The 1,062-nt window shown below is 68.5% G+C and carries 1 protein-coding gene; it reads left to right on the top strand.

All coding sequences use genetic code 11. From position 1 onward, the window contains the following. A partial coding sequence (locus RISW2_RS22940; RefSeq protein ID WP_043775804.1) for an S-(hydroxymethyl)glutathione dehydrogenase/class III alcohol dehydrogenase occupies window positions 1–1,054 on the top strand: 1,054 nt, incomplete at its 5' end. Window positions 1,055–1,062 lie beyond the last annotated feature (8 nt).

The raw sequence follows: 1,062 nt of genomic DNA, 5'->3' as shown, positions 1-1,062 counted from the left end.
GAACCTCGAGGGGCCGAAGGCCGGCGAGGTTCTGGTCGAGATCAAGGCGACGGGGCTGTGCCACACCGACGAGTTCACGCGGTCTGGTGCGGATCCCGAGGGCCTGTTCCCGTCGATCCTCGGGCACGAGGGCGCGGGCGTGGTGCTGGAGGTTGGCGCCGGGGTGACGTCGGTTGCGCCGGGGGACCACGTGATCCCGCTCTACACGCCGGAATGCCGGGAATGCGAGTACTGCCTGTCGGGCAAGACGAACCTGTGCCAGAAGATCCGGGCGACGCAGGGCAAGGGGCTGATGCCGGACGGGACGTCGCGCTTCAGCCTGCCGGACGGCACGGTGCTGCACCACTACATGGGCTGCTCGACCTTCGCCAACCACACGGTGCTGCCGGAGATCGCGCTGGCGAAGGTGAACAAGGACGCGCCGTTCGACAAGATCTGCTACATCGGCTGCGGCGTGACGACGGGCATCGGGGCGGTGATCAACACCGCCAAGGCCGAGATCGGCTGCCGGGCGATCGTGTTCGGGCTGGGCGGCATCGGGCTGAACGTGATCCAGGGGCTGCGGCTCGCGGGGGCGGACCAGATCGTGGGCGTCGACATCAACCCCTCGAAGGTCGAGATGGCGACGCGCTTCGGGATGACCGACTTCGTGAACCCCAAGGAGGTCACGGGCGACCTCGTGGCGCACCTGGTCGAGCTGACCGGCGGCGGCGGGGACTACACCTTCGACGCGACCGGCAACGTGGGCGTGATGCGCACGGCGCTCGAATCGGCGCACAAGGGCTGGGGCGAGAGCATCATCATCGGCGTGGCGCCGGCGGGGGCCGAGATCTCCACCCGCCCGTTCCAGCTGGTGACCGGCCGGGTCTGGAAGGGCACCGCCTTCGGCGGCGCCAAGGGCCGCACCGACGTGCCCAGGATCGTCGACTGGTACATGCAGGGCAAGATCGAGATCGACCCCATGATCACCCACACCCTGTCCCTCGACGAGATCAACCACGGCTTCGACCTCATGCACGAGGGCAAGTCCATCCGCGCCGTCGTCACGTATTGACGCGGCCG

It is taken from the genome of Roseivivax isoporae LMG 25204, from assembly GCF_000521865.1.
In the GTDB taxonomy this organism is placed as follows: Bacteria; Pseudomonadota; Alphaproteobacteria; order Rhodobacterales; family Rhodobacteraceae; genus Roseivivax; species Roseivivax isoporae.
This window is presented reverse-complemented; position numbering and strand designations above follow the sequence as displayed.